Annotated in this window: 6 protein-coding genes and 2 pseudogenes; 7 read left to right on the top strand and 1 reads right to left on the bottom strand. The window is 70.2% G+C overall.

The window, feature by feature from the left end:
• Positions 1 to 224 precede the first annotated feature (224 nt).
• The 4 genes and pseudogenes from IE318_RS27235 to IE318_RS27220 form a co-directional block, all read left to right on the top strand.
• Positions 225 to 359 (top strand): annotated as a pseudogene (locus tag IE318_RS27235) (transcriptional regulator); the annotation flags it as partial.
• 92 nt (positions 360 to 451) lie between these two features.
• A pseudogene (locus IE318_RS27230) lies at positions 452 to 675 on the top strand (TetR-like C-terminal domain-containing protein); the annotation flags it as partial.
• A 37-nt stretch (positions 676 to 712) separates the two neighbouring features.
• Positions 713 to 1,891 (top strand): GDSL-type esterase/lipase family protein, encoded by a 1,179-nt coding sequence (locus tag IE318_RS27225; protein WP_189904524.1) that lies wholly within the window; start codon positions 713 to 715, stop codon positions 1,889 to 1,891.
• A gap of 542 nt (positions 1,892 to 2,433) precedes the next feature.
• On the top strand, positions 2,434 to 3,864 hold the full coding sequence (locus IE318_RS27220) for a purine-cytosine permease family protein (RefSeq protein ID WP_189904522.1): 1,431 nt from the start codon (positions 2,434 to 2,436) through the stop codon (positions 3,862 to 3,864).
• 193 nt (positions 3,865 to 4,057) lie between these two features.
• Here IE318_RS27220 and IE318_RS27215 read toward each other — a convergent pair whose 3' ends face one another.
• Complete coding sequence (locus IE318_RS27215; protein ID WP_189904520.1) at positions 4,058 to 4,921, bottom strand: carbon-nitrogen hydrolase family protein; 864 nt, start codon at positions 4,919 to 4,921, stop codon at positions 4,058 to 4,060.
• Between the two features lie 326 nt (positions 4,922 to 5,247).
• Here IE318_RS27215 and IE318_RS27210 point away from each other — a divergent pair, with 326 nt between their 5' ends.
• The 3 genes from IE318_RS27210 to IE318_RS27200 form a co-directional block, all read left to right on the top strand.
• Positions 5,248 to 6,609 carry an MptA/MptB family glycosyltransferase gene (locus tag IE318_RS27210; RefSeq protein ID WP_189904518.1) on the top strand — a complete coding sequence of 454 codons (1,362 nt, stop codon included), beginning with the start codon at positions 5,248 to 5,250 and terminating at the stop codon, positions 6,607 to 6,609.
• Positions 6,610 to 6,835: 226 nt separating this feature from the next.
• Entirely contained in the window at positions 6,836 to 8,032 is a 1,197-nt protein-coding gene (locus IE318_RS27205) for an EfeM/EfeO family lipoprotein (protein WP_189904516.1), read from the top strand.
• Positions 8,029 to 8,439: Dyp-type peroxidase domain-containing protein (locus tag IE318_RS27200; RefSeq protein WP_189904514.1), on the top strand; the 411-nt coding region annotated here is incomplete at its 3' end. The genes IE318_RS27205 and IE318_RS27200, both read left to right, overlap by 4 nt.

Here is an 8,439-nt window from a genome sequence, read left to right as displayed (position 1 = left end):
CCAGCAGGTTGCCAGCCCAGGCCGACAGCGTCGGACGCTTCAGTGCGGCGATCTGAGCAGCGAGGGCGGCTTTCCCCGCTGCCAGGGCCGCCTCGACGCGTGCCGTGCGCGCTCCGACGAACTCGGTCGGATGCAGCGTGTACAGCTCCTCAGCAACGCTCTCCAGATCCACGGCCCACCGCCGCCCTTCCCTCCCTCCTCCACTACGGCCAGCTTTGCACGGCGACCGCATCGTCGAGGCATGGGCCAACGACGACGAAGAGGCCATGGACGACGCCTGGGTCAGTGACGCGGTGGTGGACCTCGGCTCCGAGTGGGGCCAGTACGAGTACGTCACCAACATGGGGTTCGCCGCGTAGCAGGGCCCCGGAACCCCCTTCGGCAGAGCCGCCAAACCTTAATGGGTACAGCATTTGCCTATAGGTTGTAGGTACCTGCATACTGGCCATAGGCCACTGGCGTCCGGCATGCACAGATGACAAGGGCGATCCTGCGCGGCTACGACCTGGCTGAGCCGGACCAGACGCGGTCCGCATGCTGGGCAGTGTCTTCCACGGCTATGCCTCCCTGGAGGCGGCCGGCGCTATCGACCACACGGACGTCGCCGCTCAGCAGTCCTGGGCCTGGACCCTGGACTGCCTCGACACCGCATTGCGGAGCCGGTCCACCCACTGACCGGCCGCCCCACACCGGAATCAAAAGGCTTGAGGCAATGAGCACCGAACAGAACCTGATCACCACCCCCATCACCGCCGACTTCCTGCGCGGGCACCTCGACGTGGAAGAGACTGCCCACGGCCTGCTGCCGCACCGGCTGCCTGCCTGGGCGCGCCGCCAGATCCCCGACGACCTGCTGGCCGTGGCCGAGGCCCAGCCCTCCGGTGTCCGGCTGGCCTTCCGCACCAGCGCCACCACCATCCTCCTGGACACCCTGCCCACCAAACGCGTCTACCGGGGCTTCCCGCCCCCGCCGGACGGCATCTACGACCTCCTGGTCGACGGCCGCCTCACCGCCCAGGCCACCGTGGACGGCGGGAACCTGCGCACCATCACTGACATGCAGACCCAGACCTCGGAATTCACCCCGGGCCCCGCCGGCACCGCCCACTTCACCGACCTCCCCGCCGGCGAGAAGGACATGGAGATCTGGCTCCCGCACGCGGAGATCACCGAGGTCATCGCCCTGCGCACCGACGCCCCCGTCGAGCCCGCCCCGGACAAGGGACGCCGGGTGTGGCTGCACCACGGCAGCTCCATCAGCCAAGGATCCAACGCCGTCTTCCCCAGCACCATCTGGCCCGCCCTGGCCGCCTCCGCAGGCGATGTGGAGCTGATCAACCTCGGATTCGGCGGCAGCGCACTGGTCGACCCGTTCACCGCCCGCGCGATGCGCGACACCCCCGCAGATCTGATCAGCGTCAAGCTCGGCATCAACGTCGTCAACAGCGACGCCATGCGCCTGCGCGCCTTCGCCCCCGCCATCCACGGCTTCCTCGACACCATCCGCGAGGGCCACCCCACAACCCCCTTGCTCCTGGTCTCCCCCATCCTGTGCCCGACCCACGAGAACACCCCCGGACCTCTCATGCCGGACCTCTCCAGCGGAACCCTGAAGTTCAAGGCCACCGGCGATCCGGCCGAGACCGCCGCCGGACGGCTGACGCTCACGATCGTCCGCGACGTCCTGGCCGACACCGTCAAGCAGCGGTCCGCCGAAGACCCCAACCTCCACTACCTCGACGGACTCGACCTCTACGGCGAGAGCGACCACGACGAGTTCCCCCTGCCGGACGCGATCCACCCCAGCCCCGAAGGACACCGCCGCATCGGCGAGAACTTCGCCAAGCTCGTCTTCGCAAACAACGGGCCCTTCGCCATCACGACTGGGTGACCCGGATGACCCGTACCCGGCGGGGAGAGCGTGATGGCCGGCTCCCCCGTACCGCACCACCCCGTAGGCGAACAGGACTCGGCCACACATTCCGGGGCCACCCCTCCTAGTCACCGTCCTCGGGCGCGTCCGGGTCACGGAAGGGTCGCAGCCCCTGGCCTGGGCCGCCGGCGATGATGTTGAGGAAGAAGAAACCGCCTCCACCGGGCTCGTGGGCACCTGGGTGAACGTCCCGTACGCCTCGGCCTGCTCGTCAGTCCGAAACTCCCCCGGTACGAAGCAGACCGTAGCCGGCGCAGGCTCGTCGGCGATCGCCCGTGAGGCCCGGCGACCGCGGAGTGCAGAGGAGCCCGCATGGTCCCACTCGGGCCAGGCCCTCGCAGCAGCGCAGCCCTACCGCCCACACCCGCCGCGCGCTGCCTCGCCGCCCGTCCCCAGTCGATCCGCAGCTCATATTTTGCGCCAGGGTATTGACCGATCATTCATTCGATCTCATCCTGAATGAATCTATGCAGGCCGGATCCGTGGAAGAGGGCATACCTATGACAGGCGTGGTCGAACAACGCTCGATCGATGTCGTCCCCGATGCCGAACGGCACGGCAACGCGTTCAGCCAGTTCACCCTCTGGCTGGGCGCCAATCTCCAGATCACCGCGGTCGTCACCGGCGCACTCGCCGTCGTCTTCGGCGCGGACGCCTTCTGGTCGATCATCGGCCTGCTGCTCGGCAACCTGCTCGGCGGCGCCGTGATGGCTCTGCACTCCGCCCAGGGTCCCCGCCTGGGCCTCCCACAGATGATCTCCAGCCGGGCCCAGTTCGGCGTCCGCGGAGCCGTCGTCCCGCTGGCCCTGGTCATCGTCATGTACGTCGGCTTCTTCGCCAGCGGCAGCGTGCTCGCCGGGCAGGCGGTCGGCGAACTCACCCACCTCGGCGACACCACGGGCATCGTCATCTTCGCCCTCGTCACCGCGGCCACCACGCTCGTCGGCTACCGGCTCATCCACACCCTGGGGCGGGTGGCCAGCATCGTGTGCGCACTGGCCTTCGTCTACCTCGGAATCCGCCTCCTGCAGCGCGCCGACCTGACCACCCTCCTCGCCGACCGCTCCTTCCACCTGCCGCTGTTCCTCCTCGCCGTCTCCCTCTCCGCCTCCTGGCAACTCGCCTTCGGCCCGTACGTCGCCGACTACTCGCGCTATCTGCCCCGCACCACCTCACCTCGCGCCACCTTCTGGTGGACCCTCGGCGGCTCGGCCCTCGGCTCCCAGTGGTCCATGACATTCGGCGCGCTCGCGGCGGCCGCGGCCGGCAGCGCCTTCGTCGACAACCAGGTCGGCTACGTCGTCGGTCTGGGCGGCGCCGGCCTGGCGGCCTCGTTCCTGTACTTCGTCATCGCCCTGGGCAAGCTGACGGTGAACGTGCTCAACACCTACGGCGGATTCATGTCGGTGGTCACCGGCATCAGCGGTTTCCGCCGGCAACGCGAACTGTCCACACGCGCCCGCGCCGCCTACATCGCGGGAATCATGATCGCGGGAACCACGGTCGCCCTCCTGGGCAAGGACAGCTTCCTGTCCTCCTTCAAGGACTTCCTGCTCTTCCTGCTCACCGCGTTCACCCCCTGGTCGGCGATCAACCTGGTGGACTACTACCTGATCGCCAAGGAGCGCTACGACCTGCCCGCCCTCAGCGACCCGCACGGCCGCTACGGTGCCTGGCGCGTCAAGGCACTCGTCGTCTACGGAACAGGCCTCCTGGCCCAGCTGCCGTTCCTGGCCACCAGCTTCTACACCGGCCCGCTGGTGGCGCCACTCGGCGGCACGGACATCTCCTGGATCGTCGGCCTGGTCGTACCGGCCGCCCTCTACTGGCTCGCGGCCCGTCGGGACACCGCTCACGTACCGGACCGTATGATCACCGGCGCCGAGACGGGGACAAGGACCGGGTCCCCCTCCCCCACCCCCATGAGCTGAGCCCGGCGGAGGCGAACCGAGAGCCGCGCGAACACGGTTTCGACTCCTGGCGCTGCGGCGTGCGGGAAGACCAGCACGGGGGCCGGCAGCGAGGGGTTTGCTCCACCGTGCGGTGCCCCAGCCGCCGGCTGAACTTCGCGAGGAAGCCGGCGGAGAGCGGCGGCCAGCCCCAGAAGCCGTCTGAGGAAGCGAGTCAGGCGAGTTCGCAGCAGGTGCGAGCACCGGTGCTCGCGCCGTGCACGTCACGCAGCATTGGTTCGGAGTCCCGGATGGCACGCAACACCTGCGGGTCGAGGTCGGCGGTGATCAGCCCTGCCTGATCCGTGCCGGCCTCGGCAAGCGGCCGCCCGTCGGGGCCCCAAATGGCGCTGGCTCCGCAAGTCCTCCACCCCCCGGTGGTACCGATGTGGTTGGCCAGCACGGCGTAGCAGGTGTTGTCCAGAGCTCGTGCGGGGAACCAAGTGCGCGACTCGTGATAGCCGTTGCCGACGCTGAACAGGGCGCCGACGACGTAGGCGTGACAGCCGTCCAGCGCCGCCGCACGTGCGTGCTCGGGAAAGCCAGAGTCATAGCAGATGCCCAACCCCAGGCGCCAGCCGTCGAGCTGGAGGGTGCAGCCGGCCTCGCCTTGGCGATAGATCTCGCGTTCCGACCTGAACAGATGCTGCTTGTCGTAGCGGGTGACGAGCTCGCCGTTCGCATCGATGACCAGTGCCGACACGTACAGATCGCCCTGGTCGTGGAACGCGGCACCGACGACGGCAACCGTGCCGGTCTCCCGGCAGGCGTCGGCGACGGGGTCCAGTCGTGGGTCGCCGGGCTGCACCGCGCATCTCAAGGGGTCGGCCTGGATGAGGTCGGGTTCATAGCCGCTGAGGAACTTCTCCGCAAAGACCACGAGCCGGGCCCCGGCCTGGGCGGCGTCACGGACCATGGCCGCCACGGTGGCCGCGTTCGTTTCGATGTCACCGGCCTCGGCCCGGGCCTGTGCGGCAGCTATGCGGATCGGGCGCGAGGGAAGCGGATGGGTCCGGCGGTGGGCCGCGAGTTCTGTCACGGATCTTCACCCTACCGCCACTGTGTCCCGCACCGGTCGCGTGCGCCCTCGACCCCTCGACGGCGGCGAGATCGGCGGTCCGGCCGGCCGAAGGTGAGCCGATGTCCGAATGTTCATGCTGTCGCAAGCCGTCGAACACCCGTGGAGCAGACGATCACACCAGCCCGGTATCCGAGAACTCGGGCCGTCGGGCGGGTCAGGCCGGGGAATCGTGTCCCGGCTCGTACGTCCCGTTCTCCGGGGCGCCGCCGGCCAAGGCGGTGGACCGCGAGGGCCAGGGGTGACCCGCCGACGGACGACGCCCGAGCACGACGCAGAGGTTGACCTTGACGACCGACAACAACCAGCGGACTCTGCCGTCCCCGGCACAGCTTCGGACGGTCGTCGCACCGGCGCCGGCGGTCGTCGCCCAGCCCAGGCCCCGCAGTGCGGTCGCCATGTCAGCGGCGGGCGTCACGCTGTTCGCCCTGGTGGGCGCCAGCGCCCCCAATCACAACACACTCACGGTGCCCATCACCTGGCTCGCGCTGCCGGCGATGTCCGACGCCCTCTCCCAGACGGTCACCACGGCGGCCGTCGTCCTCTCCTGCCTCGGCACCCTCGGCATGCTCAACGCCCGTCGGCACGGCTGGAGCCCCGACCCCCGCGTCCTCTTCCGGTCGGGCGCCCTCGCGGTGCTCGTCGTCGCCGACCTCACCCCGGTCGGCTCTTCCGACACGGCCAGTTACGCGGCGTACGGCCGCATCGCCGCGCTCGGCGGTGACCCGTACCTGACGTCCCCGGCCCAACTGGGAGCCCCCTACGCCGATCTCGTGGCCGTCGCCTGGCATGACACTCCCTCCGTGTACGGACCGGTCGCGACGTGGTGGCAGGCCGCGGCGGCGTTCGTCGGCGGGGAGCGGCCATGGCTGACGATATGGGTCCTGATGCTGGCCGGCGCGGGCGTGTTCCTGGTCACGGGCCGTCTGCTGATCCGCACTGCGGACGATCCCGTCCGGGCCGGGCTGCTGTGGGTCGCCAACCCTCTCCTGATCGGTGTGCTGGTCGCAGGCGGGCATCTGGACACCATCGTCGCCTCTCTCACCGTGTGCGCGATCCACTTCGCCCGCAGAACCCCCTGCCTGCGTCACGACCTGATCATCGGTGGGCTGGTCGGCCTGGCCTGCTGCGTCAAGATCAGTGCGGCCCTGCTCGGCGTCGCACTGGCCTGGCCGCTGCTGCGCGCGGGAGCCTGGCGGCGAGCCGTCCTGCAGACCTCGGTGGCCACGCTGACCGTCGTACTCCTCTACAGCGTGTACGGCCTGCATGCTCTCGAACCGCTCTCCGCCGCCTCACAGATGGTCTCGTCTCCGTCGTTGTGGACCGTGTTCGAACGGCTGGGAAGCGAACTTCTGGGACCCGGTGCGACCGAGACGGTCATCCGCCTGCTCTGGCCGCCCCTGATGCTCGCGCTGGCCTGGGCTCTGCACCGCCGTACACCGGCGGACTGTCCACCCGTCGTGGCCGTACCGTTCGCGCTCGCCTTCGCCTGGGTTCTCACGGCTCCGTGGTCGATGCCCTGGTACGCGGCTCTCGCCTGGGCCCCGGCGGCGCTGTCTCCCCAGGGCCGCCTCACCGGGTACCTCGTCGCCACCACGGCGGTCCTCGCCCTGGTCCACAACAGCGGCGGACACGGCTGGACCGCATGACGTGCCTCGCGGCATCGAGCACAGACCCGGGGCGGCGGAGGCATCTTCGCACTGCGTATCAGGGAAGGTGCTCTGATCAACCTCACGAGGGAGGGCGCGCGGCCGCCCTCGACCGTCCGGTGAACTCAGGGCGAATTCTCGGCCATGGATTGCTCCGGATGGCTGATCGTTCCTGCGCCCCTGCCTAGCATGAGTCGATCAGAACGGCACACCCGGGAGGCCCGGAATGCAAGTGGCCGGCCTCGCACACAGGCCGCTCCGCGTGTGGGGTGCGCTCATCGCACTCCTTGCCTTCGCCACGGTGGGAGCCGTACTGCTCCCGCACACATCGCACCGGTCACCCACGACCGGCGACGGACTGCGGCACGCCACCATCGAGGTGTCACCCGGCCTTTGCGGGCAGGGATGGCGGAGCCCCGCCGCCGGCCTGCAGGTGTTCGATCTCCACAACACCTCGGACGGTGCCACCGAGGTCTACCTCGAAGACCCCGCGAGCCAGGTCGTGTACGGCGAGGTGGAGGGCATCGGGCCTGGTGTGACTCGGTCGTTGACCGTCCGTCTGGGCGAGGGCACGTACGCCTTCAGGTGTGTGCCCGACGACGCCGACGCCACCACCGGCCCCCGCGTCCATGTCACTTCGGGGCGCCGCGGACCAGGTGCCGCCCCGGTCACGGAGCACGACCTGATCCCGCCGGCCATCGCCTATCAGAAGTGGGTCGGCGGCGGCCTCTCCGAGGTCGTCCGGCTCACGTCGAAGCTCCAGCAGGCAATCGACCGCGGTGACCTCGCCGGCGCCAGGTCGGCCTGGCTGCCGGCCCATCTGGAGTACGAACGGCTGGGGGCGGCGTACGACGCCTTCGGTGACGCCGACGCACGGATCAACGGTACGGACGCGGGGCTGCCGGGCGGGGCGCACGACAGGGACTTCGCCGGTTTCCACCGCGTCGAGTACGGGCTGTGGCACGGCCAATCCGCCGACAGCCTGCGCGGTCCCACGGCAGCCCTGCTCAAGTCGGTGACCGGGCTTCGCGACAGCTGGGCGCAGGCCCGGATGGACCCCGCCCAGTTGGGTCTGCGGGCTCACGAGATCCTGGAGAACACCGTGCAGTTCGAGCTGACCGGCCGCACCGACTACGGCAGCGGAAGCAACCTCGCCACCGCCCGCGCCAACCTCGACGGCACCCGGCAGGTGCTGTCCCGCCTGCGGCCGCTGCTGACCGCCAGGTACGCCGGTCTGCCGGCCCTCGACCAGGACCTGGACCGCGCCCAGCACACCCTCGACGGCTTCCGGCACGCCGGCCGCTGGCTCGGGCTGGACCATCTGACTCGCGCCCAGCGGGAGCGGACGGACGCCGTCCTCGGGGACCTGGTGGAGCGGCTGGCCTCCGTGGCCACGCTGTGCGACCCCCGGAGGACGGCATGACGGGCACACAACGCGGCGAGGGGGTTCGCAGGCGGGGCTTCCTGCGCAGTGCGGCCCTGGCGGGTGCCGGGCTCGCCACCGGCGGGGCCGCCGCCCCCGGAACCACGACCACCACCCCTGCTGCCGTCGCGCCGTTCCACGGCATCCGTCAGGGCTCCGTGCTCGCGCCGTCGCGACGCACGTGCGTGTTCGTCTCCCTGGACGTCACCGCGGAGAACCGCGCGGAGCTGACCGACGTGCTGCGCACGCTCACCGACCGGGCGCGGTTCCTCACCTGCGGCGGCATACCCGAGCCGGTCGGCATCACCGGCCCGGCCGCCGACTCCGGCCTCCTGGGCGGCCGGCTGCCCTCCGGCCAACTGGCCGTGACCGTCGGCGTCGGCGCCTCGCTGTTCGACGACCGCTTC

The organism is Streptomyces spiralis, from assembly GCF_014654675.1.
GTDB lineage: Bacteria > Actinomycetota > Actinomycetes > Streptomycetales > Streptomycetaceae > Streptomyces > Streptomyces spiralis.
Note: the sequence above shows the minus strand (reverse complement) of the source record. Positions and strands in the feature narration are given on the sequence as shown.